Here is a 14,869-nt window from a genome sequence, read left to right on the forward strand (position 1 = left end):
TCCTCAAAAGCTATCCTTTCTTTTCTATAGTTTTACTGCTAAACGTGCTTTTGATACTAAATTGTATGGAATTTGGACGGTTTTCTTACGTGTCTTGTCCATATACTCCATAGTCAACTCATCCCCTTCAAAGGATACCAAGGTTCCTTCAAAGACCTTTTGCTTATCAATGGCTTGGTATAGCCCGACATGGATGTATTTCCCAACAGCTCCAGCGACAGCATCCTTGGTTTTCAAAGGACGTTCCAAGCCTGGACTAGTGATTTCTAGGAAATATTGTTCTGGGAAGGGATCAGGCTTGATGGTATCTAGGACAGGACTGATGATTTCTGTCAAATCTGCCGTGTCGTTCAAGGTAATTCCTTCAGGTTTATCTACAAAAATACTGAGAATCATGTCACTGCCAATCTTTCCATACTCGATATCCACGAGCTCGAAAGGCGCTTGGATGACAGGTTCTACAACTTCTCTGACTAATTCTACGATTGTTGCGATTGCGTCCACCTCCTCATAAGCAAGAGGCGAAGATATTTCCCCGCCTCTCTTTCTCATATTCTTACTATCAGTATAGCACGTTTGTCAATTTATGTAAAGCATAAGCACTCAAACGGCTGGTTTTCAAGCTATTTCTTAAAATTCTGCCTCAACTCGGTAAATCACTTGACCTTTGCTGGAGAATTTTTGCTCATATTCCGTCATGACATTGCCTTCAAAACCACTGGCATGTAAGTCCAGCCACACACCATTGAGTTTCATCCCATACTGAGAAAAGCTCACTAGACTGTACTCAAACAAGCCACGATTGTCTGTCTTGAAATGGATTTCCCCATTCTCAGGCAAAATGCGCTTGAAGGTATCCAAGAAACTCTTGTAAGTCAAACGACGTTTTTCATGGCGTTTTTTAGGCCAAGGATCTGAAAAGTTTAGGTAGAGACGATCAATCTCACCGTCTTCAAAGTAGTCAGTCAGATCTGAACCATCTACCCACAGCAACTTGATGTTGGGCACTCCAACTTCAAGCACCTTGTCCAAGGCATAACTCAATACTGACTTTTGAATGTCAATCCCGATGTAGTTGATGTCAGGGTTTTGCTTGGCCATTCCTGATACGAAGGCCCCTTTTCCACTTCCAACTTCAACATGAATAGGATGATCATTTCCAAACAAGTCTCGCCATTTCCCTTTTGCTTCTAAGGGATTGAGGACAACATACTGGGGATTGGCCTCTAGCAATTCTGTCGCCCCTTTACGATTTCTAACTCTCATCTTCTCTTTCCATACTTATCACGAAAGATACGCAAGGCATAAATCTCCCGGTTTACATTATCTAAATCTTGATTTACAAAGTATTTGGCAATCTGGCTCAAGTAAGAATACTGACCATACCAATACAATTTATCTAACACTGTCTGATTGTACTTATAACCGTAATAAGTTAGCCAATCATGCCAATGTTGCTCTGGAATATAATGACACAGCATATGCGCCACATCAAACATGCGATCCGTCAGACGAACCGAATCCCAATCCACTAGATAAACGAGTCCACTCTCTGTCTCAATCCAATTACTATGGCGAGGATCACCATGCACAATCGTTGCATGGTCTTCCCTAAAACCCGGAACCGTCCTGCGCAAATCATCAATCACCGAATTTAAGTACTGATGTCGTTTCAAGACTTCAGGTGCTTCTTGCCTCCAAGACTGCAACAAGTCTACTGGTGTCTCCATGGTATATCCCAAACGGCTCAACTGCTTCATCAAGGGACGTGAGCGGTGGAGACGCGTCAAGATATTGATGATCTGCTTGCGGTTCATATCGTGCGGTGTCAAGATTTTGCCCGTCAACCATTCTTGGGCACACATATCACGACCATCTGGCAAACGACGAGTCCATAGTAATTGAGGAGCGATTTGTTCTCTGGCTAGGCCAGGTAGGATTGGAGAGGTGTTCATTTTTACAAAGACGCGCTTCCCATCAGGGTAGCTTCCCATATAAGCCTTGCCGCTCTTCCCAGGGATAGGGGTCAGCGTTAGCTCATTATCACCCAAGTCCATTTCTTTCCTCCGTATAAAGTTTCCTTACTATTCTACTAGTTTTTGGTCTATTCGTCAACCAATCTTTTCACTTGGTAAGGTAAATAAAACAATTGTAGGAAGAGACTTGCTCCCACAAGAGCCAACAAGGCTATTTTTTCTTGAAAGGCTACTACTCCGACTAGCATTTCCAACAAAAGAACTACACTTCCAACACCGAGCACAATCTGTTTTAAGCCCTTCTCTTTTTCACCCTTTTCTAAAGGAAAGAGCTGGGTCAAGTACTGGTAGTCAAAGGCATGATAGAGTGCTAGCAACTGGAAGAGCAAGAGGTAGTTAAATAGAACCACCACTGCTGTCGCGATCCAAGCTTGCTCGATAAAAATCACAGCTAACAAGGATAGGAAGAGGAGGCGCAAACTGAGGGCAAACAAATCTCCATTTCGCAGATAAGAGCGGAGATAGAGATTTTGCCAAATCTTCCCAGGTACTTTCTGAACAGTCTTTAGGATAAAATCCAGATAAGCGCGACGTTTGACACTATTTGAAACGCCCTTGACCTGAGTAAAGAGAGCAAAGAAACGAAGCAAGACTTGCTTGCGCTTGCTTTCTTGGGCGATAACATAGTCCCAGTCAATTCCAGTTTCAGTGAAAAATTTACTGGCTTTTTGACGAAAGAGGAAGTACTTCGCTGCTCCCAGTAAAAGTACATAGATGAGAAAAACTGGCAAGCCATAACCCATGGCTAAAAATAAGGGCGCAAATAACAGCAAGAAAAGGGTTTGGACAAAGAGCCAAAAGACCAGTGAGCGCACTGTCTGCCCTTTGAGGTGGGACGTAACCTCCTCTTCACTGACTAAGAGAAAGAATTTGTCAGGTACTTCCATGTAGGTCGCGATTCCTCCCCAAGCCAAAAGCAAGGCAGAGACAATCCCCAAGAACAAGAGGATCGGCCAATGATTTTCAGGAAAATGTTGCAGGAGTTGACTGTACTGGTAAGCTAGAAAACCGATGAGAACTAGCAGAAACAAGACAAAGTGGTCATTGAGAACATAGCGCAGATAACCGACACACTCCTTACGAAAAGCCTGCTTTCGCTTTAAAAACAAGTCTTTCATAGTTCCTCCTCTTTGGTCAGAGCCAAGTAAATATCATTCAAACTCGCTTCAGGCATGTCAAAGGCTTCGCGTAGTTGCGCCAGATTCCCCTTGGCACGCACCTCTCCCTTGTGGAGAATGACAAAGGCGTCACACATCTTCTCCGCCGAGTCCAGAACGTGGGTACTCATGAGAATGGACTTGCCTTTTTGTTTTTCTGCTTCCAAAAGCTGAATCAAGTCAGAAATAGCGAGTGGATCGAGGCCAAGAAAAGGCTCATCGACGATGAAAAGGCTCGGATCCACGACAAAGGCACAGATAATCATGACCTTCTGCTTCATTCCTTTGGAAAAATGCACAGGAAACCAGTCTAATTTTTGATCCAGACGGAACATTTTTAACAAAGGTTCTACTCGCTCAAAAGCCACATTTTGCTCAATACCGTAAGCCATAGCCACCGTTTCAATATGCTCTCTGAGGGTCAATTCCTCGTACAAGCTAGGCGTTTCTGGGATGTAGCCAATCTGTTTGCGATAGTTGGTCGCATCTTCTCGCAGGGTGAGACCATTAATCTTGATTTCCCCACTGTAAGGGGTCAACAGACCGATAATTTCATTGATTGTCGTTGATTTCCCAGCACCATTGAGCCCAATCAAACCGACCAACTGCCCACTTTCAACTGTAAAGGACACATCTTTCAAGACAGGAACGTGAACATAGCCTCCTGTCAGGTTTTTAATTTCTAACATATTTTCTCCGAATCTGGTATAATGTAGCTATATTATATCAAAATTCAATACAGTAGAGGTGGATTTTATGTCAGATTGCATTTTTTGTAAGATCATCGCAGGGGAGATTCCTGCTTCAAAAGTATACGAGGATGAGCAGGTTCTTGCCTTTCTTGATATCTCTCAAGTAACACCAGGACACACCTTGGTCGTACCAAAAGAGCACTATCGCAATCTTTTGGAAATGGATGCTACTAGCGCCAGCCAACTCTTTGCCCAAGTACCAAAAGTAGCTCAAAAAGTTATGAAAGCTACCAAGGCTGCTGGCATGAATATCATTGCCAATTGCGAGGAAGTCGCTGGTCAAACGGTCTTTCATACCCATGTGCACCTCGTACCTCGCTACGGTGCAGAAGATGACCTCAAGATTGACTTTATCGCTCACGAACCTGACTTTGACAAACTTGCCCAAGTCGCTGAAACCATTAGAAACGCTTAAGGAGTTGCCATGAAACTATCCAATCTATTGCTATTCGCAGGAGCTGCAGCTGGAAGTTATTTTGTCGTGAAAAATCGCCAAACCATCACGGAGGAGTTTATAGACACTAGCGACCGTGTCGAGGCTATGAAGGAGGATTTGGATATCATTCAAAACAGCCTGCAAATCATCGACCAACAAAAAGCCCTTATCAAGGAATACCAAAAAGACTTGACCTACAAGTTCAAAGTCTTGGAAAAAGATTTCCAAACCAGAATGGCAGTCCTCCAAGAAGAAAAACAAGGATAAGAGAGCCTCCAACTTTCCTTAAACTTTTTTTAGAATACTAGGTTCGAACAGAAAAAGGAGGGAATGAAAGTGAAACAGTTTTTAAAAGTTCTAGCGAAGGTCATCGCGATCCCTTGTGGTTGCCTCTGCCTGCTTGCAGCCCTGGCATTTCTACTACTTATGAATCTTTTCAAGGCCTCACCGAGTGACATCCAAAAAGGGAATGACGACTTAAAACAAATCTTTATCTCTCTTGACATGCCTCCTGAGAAAGTAGAATCAAATGGAAGGTATCAATTTGAGGGTGGAGGCTTACATTTTTATGTTACTTTCTCAGATGAGGTCATCAATAGCCACCCCGTCCTAAAAGAAAGTCCAAAACTCACCAAAAACCGACTCGAAGTCTATGTCCTCCAGACAGGAGAGATTTCCTACTATAAAGTAGGGGATAACTTGTTCAACCATGGCTTATTCCAATTTTTAGAGAAGGAAAGCGAGAAGTATCTCCAAGAAAAAGGAAAGAAATTTAACCCTAATTACTCACTTCTCTTTTGGGATGATCAGGAAAGTTTTAAAAAGGGAATTTCATTCTATGAAAAAGCTTTGACTTTGGTGGAGATTCAGGATAATTCAGCAATCAAGCACATTGATACCATCACCGTGAAATCTGGTAAAGAAGCGGATATCAAGCAACTCATCCAGGAGATGGATGCGGCTGGCTTGCTCACTCAAAAGTCTGGTAGCAAATCAGCCGAAGAGTGATTGCTCCAATGATAAAATTTCAAAGAATAAAGTAAAAAGAGCCAATCGGCTCTTTTTACTTTATTCTCCTTCAAAGGCATCTTTTATATGGTCAAAGAAGCCTTTTTTCTTTGGATTGACTTTCAAGTCACCTGCAGCTGCGAATTCCTTCAAAGCTGCTTTTTGGCGGTCGTTCAAGCCTGTCGGAGTCACGACATTGACAGTCACGTATTGGTCACCAACCGCACCTCCACGAAGGCTTGGCGCTCCCTTGCCACGTAGACGGAATTTCTTACCTGTCTGAGTTCCTTCTGGGATAACCAATTCAACATCACCATGCACGGTTGGAATTTCCACAGTATCACCAAGGGCTGCTTGGACAAAGTTGAGATTCAGATTGTAGAAGATAGTCGTTCCTTCACGTTCAAACTTATCACTAGCTTCAACTGAAACCACCACGTACAAGTCTCCGTAAGGCCCGCCGTTAAAGCCTGCTTCACCTTGACCCGCTAGGCGGATTTGTTGGCCTGTTTCCACACCAGCAGGAATCTTCACATGTACGCTATGAGCTTGTTTTTCATGACCTGTACCGTGACAAGTTGTACATGGGTCTTTGATTTCTTTTCCACGACCATGACAGACATCACAGGTTACTTGGCGACGCATCATACCAAGCGGAGTCTGCGTATCAACGTTAATGACACCAGCGCCATGACAGCGTCCACAAGTGACTGGACTTGTCCCTGGCTTAGCACCAGATCCGTTACATGTACGACAGCTGGCTTCACGGTTGTATTTAACTTCTTTTTCAGTTCCGAAGATAGCTTCTTCAAAGGTCAAGTTCACACGGTACTGGAGGTCATCCCCTTGACGAGGAGCGTTTGGATTGCGTGAAGCTCCGCCTCCGCCAAAGAAACTTGAGAAGATATCCTCAAAACCACCGAAGCCACTTGCTCCGTCAAAGCCACCAAAACCGCCAGCACCACCAAAGCCACCGTTGGCACCCGCAGCCCCATATTGGTCGTAGGCTGCACGTTTTTGGTCGTCACTCAAAGTCTCATAGGCTTCTTGAACTTCCTTGTACTTTTCCTCAGCACCAGGCTCCTTGTTGATATCTGGGTGATATTTTTTCGAAAGCTTGCGATAAGCCTTTTTGATCTCGTCTGCCGAAGCTTTTTTTGACACCCCCAGACGATCATAAAATTCAGTATTGTTCATACAAGATACTAAGAGCGAACAGAAAGCGACTGAAATTTAGGAAACCGACAAGAAATCCTGATTTCTTAGGAGGTTTATCTAATTTCCAAGCTTTCCGCTCGAGTTCAATTACGAACACCCTTACTCCTTTCTATAATTTATAAGTAAATCATTAGAGGGTATTTTCTATACTCTGCTTCACTTCATCAAACTCTTTGTCCGATAGAGTAAAAATCAAGTCCTCTTCTGAATATTCGTTCTGTTCTTTAAAATAGTTGTCAGTATTTTCTGCCAAACCTAGACCAAGAATCACTTTTCTTGCAAACTCTTGATGTGCAAAGCCAATAGCAGTAATGATATTTTTATCTTGCAGGACAGCTTTTGCTTTGAAATTTTCCCGAGGAAGAAATTCAAAATAATCAAAGAAGTTTTGCCAAATCCCACCAGTAAATTTCGTGTCATTCAACAAGCCAGCTTTCGCTAACAATATGGGCGCAGAAGAAATTGCTGTAATTAAGATATCCTGCTCACCGAGTTCTCTCAAAAATGAGGCTAATTTTTCATCCTGTAGAGCAGGCCCTATATTTACCATTCCTGGCAAAATCACACAAGAATACTCTTCTATACGTACTTGATCCAATGTTTTTGTAGGTAAACAAGGCAAGCCATCTTCAGAGACCACCATCGAATGATCTGAAGCTACATAATCAATCGTGATGTCAAAAGACAGAGCCAAAGTACTCGTTAAAGAGGATATCTCATAAAGAGAAAAATTAGGATAAAGGATACAAAGTACTTTTTTCATAAGCGACACCCTCTATTTTACCGAAAAACAGAGGCTGGGTTACAACCTCTGGATTTCCATACTTTATGATTTATAGCGGAATCGCATAGCCTTTCCATTCGCTAACATCATATTTATCTTTACAATTGTCACAATAGCAAAATGCATCTGAAAAAGTTGCTTGATGGCCGTAACCACTACCATTCGGACGTTCTTTAGACCAGACAACAGTTCCTTGGCCACAAGGGCATTTATAAGTCCTCACTCTCTCATCATATGTACCATTTTCATGAGTTTCATCAGAAATGAGTTCCAATTCAATTCTATCATTCATATTAATACCTCAACATCTTACTTTTCAGTAAACTCTCCGTCTACGACGTCATCGCCTGCGTTTCCTGTTGCTTGTGCGCCTTCTGCTCCTGCTTGAGCTTGTTGTGCTGCTGCGGCTTGTTCGTAGAGTTTAACAGCAAGGCCTTGGGCTTTTTCATTCAATGCTTCAAGTTTTGCTTTCATTTCGTCCAAGTTGTTGTCTTCTTGAGCTTTCTTAAGGTCATCAAGGGCAGCTTGGGCAGCATCACGTTCTGCATCGAAGCCTTTACCTTCAGTTTCCTTGATTGTCTTTTCAGTCGCAAAGATTGCTTGGTCAACTTCGTTACGAAGGTCTACTTCTTCTTTACGTTTCTTATCTGCTTCAGCGTTAGCTTCTGCATCTTTCATCATGCGGTCGATTTCTTCGTCTGTCAAACCAGAGTTAGATTGGATAACGATTGTTTGTTCTTTTTGAGTTCCAAGGTCTTTAGCCTTAACAGACACGATACCGTTCTTGTCGATGTCGAAAGTTACTTCGATTTGAGGAATTCCACGAGGTGCAGCTGGAATATCAGTCAATTGGAAACGTCCAAGAGTCTTGTTATCTGCTGCCATTGGGCGTTCACCTTGAAGAACGTGGATATCAACGGCTGGTTGGTTGTCTGCCGCAGTTGAGAAGACTTGTGATTTAGATGTTGGAATAGTAGTGTTGCGGTCGATAAGTTTTGTGAAGACACCACCCATTGTTTCGATACCAAGTGACAATGGCGTTACGTCAAGAAGGACAACGTCTTTAACATCACCAGTGATCACACCACCTTGGATAGCGGCACCCATGGCAACCACTTCATCAGGGTTCACTGATTTGTTTGGTTCTTTACCAGTTTCAGCCTTAACAGCTTCTACAACGGCTGGGATACGAGTTGAACCACCAACAAGGATGACTTCGTCGATTTCTGACAAGCTCAAACCTGCATCTGAAAGGGCTTGACGAACTGGAACTTTTGTACGTTCTACAAGATCACGAGTCAAATCGTCAAATTTCGCACGAGTCAAAGTCATTTCCAAGTGAAGAGGTCCAGCTTCACCAGCAGTGATGAATGGCAAGCTGATTTGTGTTGAAGTTACACCAGAAAGATCTTTCTTAGCTTTTTCAGCCGCATCTTTCAAACGTTGCATTGCCATCTTGTCAGTAGACAAGTCAATACCGTTTTCTTTCTTGAATTCTGCTACCAAGTGGTCGATGATTTTTTGGTCAAAGTCATCACCACCAAGTTTGTTGTCTCCTGCAGTTGACAATACATCGAAGACACCGTCACCCAATTCAAGGATAGATACGTCGAATGTACCACCACCAAGGTCGAATACCAAGATTTTTTCTTCTTTGTCAGTCTTGTCCAAACCGTAAGCAAGTGCTGCTGCAGTTGGTTCGTTGACGATACGTTCTACTTCAAGACCAGCGATTTTACCAGCGTCTTTTGTTGCTTGACGTTGAGCGTCGTTAAAGTAAGCAGGAACTGTGATAACCGCTTTGGTTACTTTTTCACCAAGGTAATCTTCCGCATAACCTTTCAAGTATTGAAGGATCATAGCTGAGATTTCTTGTGGAGTGTATTCTTTTCCATTTGCAGAAACTTTTTCAGAAGTTCCCATCTTAGATTTGATTGAGATAACTGTATCTGGGTTTGTAACTGCTTGACGTTTTGCAGCATCACCAACAATGATTTCGCCGTTTTTGAATGATACTACAGATGGAGTTGTACGGTTTCCTTCTGGGTTTGCGATGATTTTGCTTTCAGTTCCTTCAAGAACTGCAACTGCTGAGTTTGTTGTACCTAAGTCAATACCGATAATTTTAGACATGTGTTTTTCTCCTTGTTGTTTTTTCTTTTTGATACTCTTCTTAAGTGGTGGCGCCGTCAGAGCTTGACTTCGTCAATCTCTTTGACTAAACTTTGAGCCTAAGGTCTCAAAGTTTGCGCAAATAGCGCCACGGCGAAGAGTATCGTCTTTTGTTCGCTTCGCTCACTATTGCAAAGCTGAACTACTTTCTTATCTTTCTTCATAGTTTATTGTCGTTTCGGACAAGATTTTTTAAGTTTTCTAGCCTAATTATACACAACTACCATAGCCGGTCTTAAGATGCGGTCATGGAGTTTATACCCTTTTTGAAAAACTTGGGCGATGGTGTCTGCTGGGTGTTCATCGTCTGCTGGGAGAGTTTGGATGGCCATGTGATAGTTATGGTCAAAAGCCCCGTCAGCTGTGATTTCTTCGATCCCTTCTTCTTTCAAAGCATGAACCAAGCTTTCTTGCACCATTTCCAATCCCTTTTTGACATCGTCTGTCAAACCTTCAACGGCAAGCGCACGCTCTAGATTGTCGAGCGATGGTAAGATTGCTTTTGCCAAATCCTGGCTACGATAACGTTGCAAGTTTTGACGCTCTTCATTGGCACGGCGTTGGATATTTTGCATTTCTGCATGAGCACGAAGGTATTTATTCTCAAACTCATCCGCGCGTTCATTTGCCAAGTCTAATTCCGACTTTTCAGGAGTTGTTTCTTCAGTTGTTTCAACAACTTCCTCTTCTTTTACTTCTTCGTTTTTTATTTCCTCAGACATTTTTCGCCTCCTTTTTAGGAATTTATGTAATTTCATGTTCAACTCACCTCATAATGATTACTACTCAAATAGCGGTAGAAATCTGTGAGCTTCATAGTTAGTACTCGATTAACAACATTGAGTTGATTGACCAATTGCTGGTAATCCAGATTGACCGGACCGATAATCGCCAGAATTCCAAAACCTCGATAAGGAATGAGGAATTTACTGCTAATCACTGCTAGGTCTGCCAGACAAAACTCTTGACTATCTGCAACACGGACGCTTTGCATCTGTTCTTCATGCAGACCTTCACGAATCTCCAGAGCCACCTTTTGCGGTTGGTCAAAGAACTGATAGGCTGCGAGATTGGCGAAATTCAAGAGATTGACCTTGCCCGACACCACAATATTTTCATTGAACATTTCTTTAAAAATGTGTTCAAAGAGATCCATGACATTGTCCGTTGTAGTAAAGTAACGCTGGATAATCTGCGGAATCTCTGTCCGAATCTTGTAGTGAATATCTAGAACGGTGTGGCCGAGGAAACGTTCCTGAATGATTGCCTTCAGTTTCAGCAAATCCTCCTGCAAGAAGTTCCTTGGAATCAAAAACTGACTGGTAACCGTTCGCGACTCGTCTAGGGTAAATACTGCCAAGGCTGTATGTTGCCCTAGAACAACGATATCAAAAGCTGTCAACCGTTGCCTGCTCGGCTCAACATCCAGTGCTACTACCGTACAGCCGCTCAAGTCTGTCAAGACATTAGCAGCCTCTTGTAGGATATCCTCCAGTTTGAAGAATTCCTGATCAAAGGCTTTGACAATCTCATAGACCTCATTTTCAGCCAGTCGGTCAAAATCCAGTGAGTGTTTCACATAGTACTGAAAACCAGCAACACTTGGCATCCGACCACTGGAAGTATGAGCTTTCTCAAGCAAACCTTGCTTTTCTAAAGCCGCCATATCATTACGAATGGTTGCACTGCTAGAGTTAATAGACTCTTGCAAAGCTTTGGATCCGACAGGTTCGTGCGTTTTGGTAAAGATGTCAATGATCAGATTTAAAATATCCTGCTGACGCTCTGTAACCATCTCATCACTCCTCTCTGTCTGATCAATTAGCACTCAATACACTCAAGTGCTAACTCATGATTCTATTATACACCCTTGAAAGATAATGTCAAGACAAAAACTCAAAAAATTAGCACTCTTTTATCAAGAGTGCTAAAAATCAGTCTGAGGACCTAGAAACTTATTTTTTATCTACTTGGTATTTCCTTTTAAGTCTGAAAAAACCATAGATTAGATAAGAAATTAAGCAAGCATATAAAACGAAAATGAGAAAGAAAGACTGAGACAAGTTTTCTCGAAATAGACTCATGCAAACAACAAGACCACCCGAGAAAGCAGCTGTACAGGAACGAAGTCTAAACCGCATCACTTCCCATCCGAGCCCCTTACTCATATAGACTTTCTCCTCTGAAAGTATATCAGAAGTTGGTTTACGAAGAATTGAACAAAAACCTGTTTCTATCAATTCCCAACCTCTATTCCTAAAATTTTGCAGTTCATGCTTATACTTTTTAAGATGGCGAGTATCATAGATATGGTAGATGACATCGTCCGGTTGGCATTGCTCAAAATAGAAAAAGCCCAAACGATTAGTTCTATATCTCCAACCTTTCAAGTGCATCTCATGCAAATAATCTTCTTCCTTGTCTAAATCAACAACGGTGAAAATCCGAAATTGCTTTTTGTTTATCACGACTTTCCCTCCAAAATAGAACACACGTATTATTTCATTTATCAGACAATTCATGCCATTTTTGGAACAATCTCCAAAAAATATAAGAAATCTGAATTGCAAAAACTATCAATAAAACACAATCCATAATAACAATCAAAAACATTACCCAACTGAAAGAACTACCTCCACTGAGAAACTTTGAGAAAACCGGTAGTAGAGCTAAAAAGAGAAGCGAAATAGGAAGCATCCGCATTATTAAAATCCGTTTGACCAGGGCTAACTTCCCAGTAGCGTCATTATAGATTTCAAACTCAGTATCCGACTCAATTCCAGAATGAAGCTTTCTAAAGTAGGAAAAACCATTATAATCTGTAATATGCTCCCAGCCACAGTCTTTAAATAATTGTAAATAAGAGGCTCTATCTGATTTTTTCATTGGATAAAAGTCTAACTGATAAGACACCTGCTCCGGTTGGCACTTTTCAAAAGTATACTTAACCGCAACTACTAAGTTAGAATAACTTACTTCCTTAAGTTTCCAACCCTTAGCATGCATCTCCCCAAGGTATAAAGCCTCTCTATCATAATCCGCAATGGTAGTAATTCTATAAACAATCTTCTTTTCCATCATCCTTCCCCCAGACTGTTTCTATAGAGGCGTTCAATACGTTTCAATTCAATCTTCAAAACTTTTCGTCCTAAGTCTGTGATCTGATAGATTTTACGTTTTTCCTCTTCTCGGACAAAGGAAATCAAGCCATCCTTTTCCATCTTTGACAAGGTACCATACATGGTCCCAGGACTAATCGAAACTTGGGAATCTGTCATCTCCTTGACCTTTTGTGTAATACCATATCCATGATTCTCCTTCTGTAGACAAAACAAGATATAAAAACCCGTTTCAGTCATGGGAAGGTAAACACGCCTAATCTTATCTGTTAATTCCATTTAACCACACCTCCTATTTAATTCGATATATCGCGATTCGTTATATAAAATATATCACACCTCGATATAAAACGCAAGAAAAAAGATCACCCTCAGGCAATCTTTCTCCTATATTAGTAAAGATCTAAATAATTATCAACTTCCCATTGTGACACAAAGGTCGCATAACTAGCCCATTCGATACGCTTGGCTTCAAGGAAGCTCGTATAGATGTGTTCACCTAAGGCAGCCTTGACTACTTCGTCCTCAGTCAAAGCTTTCAAAGCGTTGTGAAGTGTTGATGGAAGGTCTGTGATTCCAGCTTCCCTACGCTCTTCTGCTGTCATGATGTAGATATTTTCTTCGATAGGAGCTGGTGCTTCGATTTTGTTTTCAATACCATGCAAACCAACTTCCAAAAGAACTGCCATCGCGATATATGGATTTGCCATCGGATCCACCGAACGCAACTCAAGACGAGTTCCCATACCACGTGAAGCCGGTACACGAACTAGCGGCGAACGGTTACGACCAGCCCAAGCAATGTAAACAGGCGCTTCGTATCCCGGAACCAAACGTTTGTATGAGTTAACTGTTGGGTTCATGATGGCAGTATAGTTATAAGCATGCTTAATCAAACCACCAAGGAAATGGTAGGCCGTTTCAGACAACTGCATTCCTTTTGGATCGTTTGGATCAAAGAAGGCATTATTTCCTTCTGCATCAAACAAGGACATATTACAGTGCATACCTGATCCAGCAATACCAAATTTTGGTTTTGCCATAAAGGTTGCGTAAAGACCATGTTTGCGAGCAATGGTTTTAACAACGAGTTTAAAGATTTGAATCTTATCACAAGCGCGGAGAACTTCATCGTACTTGAAGTCAATCTCATGCTGTCCAACCGCAACCTCGTGGTGACTGGCTTCTACTTCAAATCCCATTTTGGTCAAGACATTAACGATTTCACGACGTGTATTGTCCGCAAGGTCAGTAGGCGCCAAATCAAAGTAGCCACCCTTGTCATTTACCTCAAGAGTCGGATCACCATTTTCATCCAGTTTAAATAGGAAGAATTCTGGCTCTGGCCCAAGGTTGAAGGATTTGAATCCTACTTCTTCCATATGACGAAGTGCACGCTTCAGATTACCACGAGGGTCACCTGCAAATGGCTCACCCTCTGTTGTATAGACATCACAGATCAAACCTGCAACACTTCCATTTTCATCTCCCCAAGGGAAGACTGTCCATGTATCCAAGTCTGGGTACANGNACATATCTGACTCATTGATACGTACAAAACCTTCAATAGAAGAGCCATCAAACATGGCTTTGTTTGACAAGACCTTATCTAACTGTTCATCTGTAGCAGGAATTTCGACGTTTTTCATGGTTCCCAGAATATCTGAAAACATGAGACGGATAAAGGTAACATTTTTTTCCTTGACTTCACGACGAATATCTGCAGCTGTGATTGGCATGGGTTTTCTCCTTAATATATGACTACTTGCGGTTGCCTAACCGCGACCAAAGGGTGACCGTACTGAAGCAAAGCGCCCCTGCTGGAGGAGTTCATTGTGAAGTGCACGACGCACTTCCGTCTGACTCACGGCTTTTTTGGACTTCGCCTCGCGTTCAGCATATTTTTTCTTAATCGCAGCAATATTATGACCTTCAGAGATATAATCTTTGATTTCAAGTAGACGATCCATGTCATTCAACGAATACATACGACGGTTTCCTTCGTTTCGATCAGGCTTTATCAACTCTTGATCTTCATAATAACGAATCTGACGCGCCGAGAGATCGGTCAATTTCATAACACTGCCGATAGGAAAAACAGCCATATTTCGGCGAAATTCTCTTTCCTTCATTTACAATTTCCTTCTTCCTGTCTATTATAGTCTAAAAAAAGACATACGTCAACGA

19 protein-coding genes are annotated in these 14,869 nt (G+C 42.0%); 3 read left to right on the plus strand and 16 right to left on the minus strand.

Going from position 1 to position 14,869, the window contains the following annotated elements:
• Window positions 1-24: 24 nt before the first annotated feature.
• The 5 genes from rimP to D8805_RS07465 form a co-directional block, all read right to left on the minus strand.
• The gene (gene rimP / locus D8805_RS07445) at window positions 25-504 is read right to left on the minus strand and encodes a ribosome maturation factor RimP (RefSeq protein WP_125416542.1); all 480 of its coding nucleotides are present in this window, start codon (window positions 502-504) and stop codon (window positions 25-27) included.
• 126 nt (window positions 505-630) lie between these two features.
• Window positions 631-1,266: a tRNA (guanosine(46)-N7)-methyltransferase TrmB gene (trmB, locus tag D8805_RS07450; protein WP_125416544.1), complete on the minus strand. Its 636-nt coding sequence runs from the start codon at window positions 1,264-1,266 to the stop codon at window positions 631-633.
• Window positions 1,263-2,057 (minus strand): cell cycle regulator CcrZ, encoded by a 795-nt coding sequence (gene ccrZ, locus D8805_RS07455; protein ID WP_125416546.1) that lies wholly within the window; start codon window positions 2,055-2,057, stop codon window positions 1,263-1,265. The genes trmB and ccrZ overlap by 4 nt, the downstream gene beginning before the upstream one ends.
• 47 nt (window positions 2,058-2,104) lie before the next feature.
• Window positions 2,105-3,154, minus strand: coding sequence for an ABC transporter permease (locus D8805_RS07460; RefSeq protein WP_125416548.1), 1,050 nt, complete (start codon window positions 3,152-3,154; stop codon window positions 2,105-2,107).
• Window positions 3,151-3,882: an ABC transporter ATP-binding protein gene (locus tag D8805_RS07465; RefSeq protein WP_084945812.1), complete on the minus strand. Its 732-nt coding sequence runs from the start codon at window positions 3,880-3,882 to the stop codon at window positions 3,151-3,153. Before D8805_RS07465 ends, D8805_RS07460 begins: the two co-directional genes overlap by 4 nt.
• Window positions 3,883-3,949: 67 nt before the next feature.
• Between D8805_RS07465 and D8805_RS07470 the strand changes: the two genes are divergently transcribed.
• From D8805_RS07470 to D8805_RS07480, 3 genes are all read left to right on the plus strand, one after another.
• Window positions 3,950-4,360: an HIT family protein gene (locus tag D8805_RS07470; RefSeq protein ID WP_084945811.1), complete on the plus strand. Its 411-nt coding sequence runs from the start codon at window positions 3,950-3,952 to the stop codon at window positions 4,358-4,360.
• Between the two features lie 9 nt (window positions 4,361-4,369).
• Window positions 4,370-4,648: a hypothetical protein gene (locus tag D8805_RS07475; RefSeq protein WP_125416550.1), complete on the plus strand. Its 279-nt coding sequence runs from the start codon at window positions 4,370-4,372 to the stop codon at window positions 4,646-4,648.
• Between the two features lie 63 nt (window positions 4,649-4,711).
• Window positions 4,712-5,389, plus strand: coding sequence for a hypothetical protein (locus D8805_RS07480; protein ID WP_125416552.1), 678 nt, complete (start codon window positions 4,712-4,714; stop codon window positions 5,387-5,389).
• A gap of 60 nt (window positions 5,390-5,449) precedes the next feature.
• Here D8805_RS07480 and dnaJ read toward each other — a convergent pair whose 3' ends face one another.
• The 11 genes from dnaJ to glnR form a co-directional block, all read right to left on the minus strand.
• Window positions 5,450-6,586, minus strand: a complete 1,137-nt coding sequence (dnaJ, locus tag D8805_RS07485; RefSeq protein ID WP_125416554.1) for a molecular chaperone DnaJ — start codon at window positions 6,584-6,586, stop codon at window positions 5,450-5,452.
• Between the two features lie 151 nt (window positions 6,587-6,737).
• Window positions 6,738-7,370 (minus strand): DJ-1/PfpI family protein, encoded by a 633-nt coding sequence (locus D8805_RS07490; RefSeq protein WP_125416556.1) that lies wholly within the window; start codon window positions 7,368-7,370, stop codon window positions 6,738-6,740.
• Window positions 7,371-7,440: 70 nt separating this feature from the next.
• Window positions 7,441-7,683, minus strand: coding sequence for a hypothetical protein (locus D8805_RS07495; protein ID WP_125416558.1), 243 nt, complete (start codon window positions 7,681-7,683; stop codon window positions 7,441-7,443).
• A gap of 17 nt (window positions 7,684-7,700) precedes the next feature.
• On the minus strand, window positions 7,701-9,524 hold the full coding sequence (gene dnaK / locus D8805_RS07500; protein ID WP_000034667.1) for a molecular chaperone DnaK: 1,824 nt from the start codon (window positions 9,522-9,524) through the stop codon (window positions 7,701-7,703).
• Window positions 9,525-9,769: 245 nt separating this feature from the next.
• Complete coding sequence (gene grpE, locus D8805_RS07505; protein ID WP_125416560.1) at window positions 9,770-10,285, minus strand: nucleotide exchange factor GrpE; 516 nt, start codon at window positions 10,283-10,285, stop codon at window positions 9,770-9,772.
• Window positions 10,286-10,323: 38 nt separating this feature from the next.
• Window positions 10,324-11,358, minus strand: coding sequence for a heat-inducible transcriptional repressor HrcA (hrcA, locus tag D8805_RS07510; RefSeq protein WP_125416562.1), 1,035 nt, complete (start codon window positions 11,356-11,358; stop codon window positions 10,324-10,326).
• 160 nt (window positions 11,359-11,518) lie between these two features.
• Window positions 11,519-12,031 carry a DUF2812 domain-containing protein gene (locus D8805_RS07515; protein ID WP_125416564.1) on the minus strand — a complete coding sequence of 171 codons (513 nt, stop codon included), beginning with the start codon at window positions 12,029-12,031 and terminating at the stop codon, window positions 11,519-11,521.
• A gap of 34 nt (window positions 12,032-12,065) precedes the next feature.
• Window positions 12,066-12,641 (minus strand): DUF2812 domain-containing protein, encoded by a 576-nt coding sequence (locus D8805_RS07520; protein ID WP_125416566.1) that lies wholly within the window; start codon window positions 12,639-12,641, stop codon window positions 12,066-12,068.
• The gene (locus D8805_RS07525) at window positions 12,641-12,961 is read right to left on the minus strand and encodes a PadR family transcriptional regulator (RefSeq protein WP_125416568.1); all 321 of its coding nucleotides are present in this window, start codon (window positions 12,959-12,961) and stop codon (window positions 12,641-12,643) included. The genes D8805_RS07520 and D8805_RS07525 overlap by 1 nt, the downstream gene beginning before the upstream one ends.
• Before the next feature lie 113 nt (window positions 12,962-13,074).
• Window positions 13,075-14,421 carry a type I glutamate--ammonia ligase gene (gene glnA, locus D8805_RS07530; protein ID WP_125416570.1) on the minus strand — a complete coding sequence of 449 codons (1,347 nt, stop codon included), beginning with the start codon at window positions 14,419-14,421 and terminating at the stop codon, window positions 13,075-13,077.
• 36 nt (window positions 14,422-14,457) lie between these two features.
• On the minus strand, window positions 14,458-14,814 hold the full coding sequence (glnR, locus tag D8805_RS07535; protein ID WP_000664333.1) for a transcriptional repressor GlnR: 357 nt from the start codon (window positions 14,812-14,814) through the stop codon (window positions 14,458-14,460).
• Window positions 14,815-14,869: the final 55 nt, after the last annotated feature.

The sequence above is a fragment of the Streptococcus oralis subsp. dentisani genome (genome assembly GCF_003944205.1).
Taxonomy (GTDB): domain Bacteria; phylum Bacillota; class Bacilli; order Lactobacillales; family Streptococcaceae; genus Streptococcus; species Streptococcus oralis_BH.

What these genes read in the sequence shown, in the direction of transcription:
- trmB (WP_125416544.1), bottom strand. Translation starts at nt 1,266, where the DNA reads ATGAGAGTTAGAAATCGTAAAGGGGCGACAGAATTGCTAGAGGCCAAT.
- ccrZ (WP_125416546.1), bottom strand. Translation starts at nt 2,057, where the DNA reads ATGGACTTGGGTGATAATGAGCTAACGCTGACCCCTATCCCTGGGAAG.
- D8805_RS07460 (WP_125416548.1), bottom strand. Translation starts at nt 3,154, where the DNA reads ATGAAAGACTTGTTTTTAAAGCGAAAGCAGGCTTTTCGTAAGGAGTGT.
- D8805_RS07465 (WP_084945812.1), bottom strand. Translation starts at nt 3,882, where the DNA reads ATGTTAGAAATTAAAAACCTGACAGGAGGCTATGTTCACGTTCCTGTC.
- D8805_RS07470 (WP_084945811.1), top strand. Translation starts at nt 3,950, where the DNA reads ATGTCAGATTGCATTTTTTGTAAGATCATCGCAGGGGAGATTCCTGCT.
- D8805_RS07475 (WP_125416550.1), top strand. Translation starts at nt 4,370, where the DNA reads ATGAAACTATCCAATCTATTGCTATTCGCAGGAGCTGCAGCTGGAAGT.
- D8805_RS07480 (WP_125416552.1), top strand. Translation starts at nt 4,712, where the DNA reads ATGAAAGTGAAACAGTTTTTAAAAGTTCTAGCGAAGGTCATCGCGATC.
- dnaJ (WP_125416554.1), bottom strand. Translation starts at nt 6,586, where the DNA reads ATGAACAATACTGAATTTTATGATCGTCTGGGGGTGTCAAAAAAAGCT.
- D8805_RS07490 (WP_125416556.1), bottom strand. Translation starts at nt 7,370, where the DNA reads ATGAAAAAAGTACTTTGTATCCTTTATCCTAATTTTTCTCTTTATGAG.
- D8805_RS07495 (WP_125416558.1), bottom strand. Translation starts at nt 7,683, where the DNA reads ATGAATGATAGAATTGAATTGGAACTCATTTCTGATGAAACTCATGAA.
- dnaK (WP_000034667.1), bottom strand. Translation starts at nt 9,524, where the DNA reads ATGTCTAAAATTATCGGTATTGACTTAGGTACAACAAACTCAGCAGTT.
- grpE (WP_125416560.1), bottom strand. Translation starts at nt 10,285, where the DNA reads ATGTCTGAGGAAATAAAAAACGAAGAAGTAAAAGAAGAGGAAGTTGTT.
- hrcA (WP_125416562.1), bottom strand. Translation starts at nt 11,358, where the DNA reads ATGGTTACAGAGCGTCAGCAGGATATTTTAAATCTGATCATTGACATC.
- D8805_RS07520 (WP_125416566.1), bottom strand. Translation starts at nt 12,641, where the DNA reads ATGGAAAAGAAGATTGTTTATAGAATTACTACCATTGCGGATTATGAT.
- D8805_RS07525 (WP_125416568.1), bottom strand. Translation starts at nt 12,961, where the DNA reads ATGGAATTAACAGATAAGATTAGGCGTGTTTACCTTCCCATGACTGAA.
- glnR (WP_000664333.1), bottom strand. Translation starts at nt 14,814, where the DNA reads ATGAAGGAAAGAGAATTTCGCCGAAATATGGCTGTTTTTCCTATCGGC.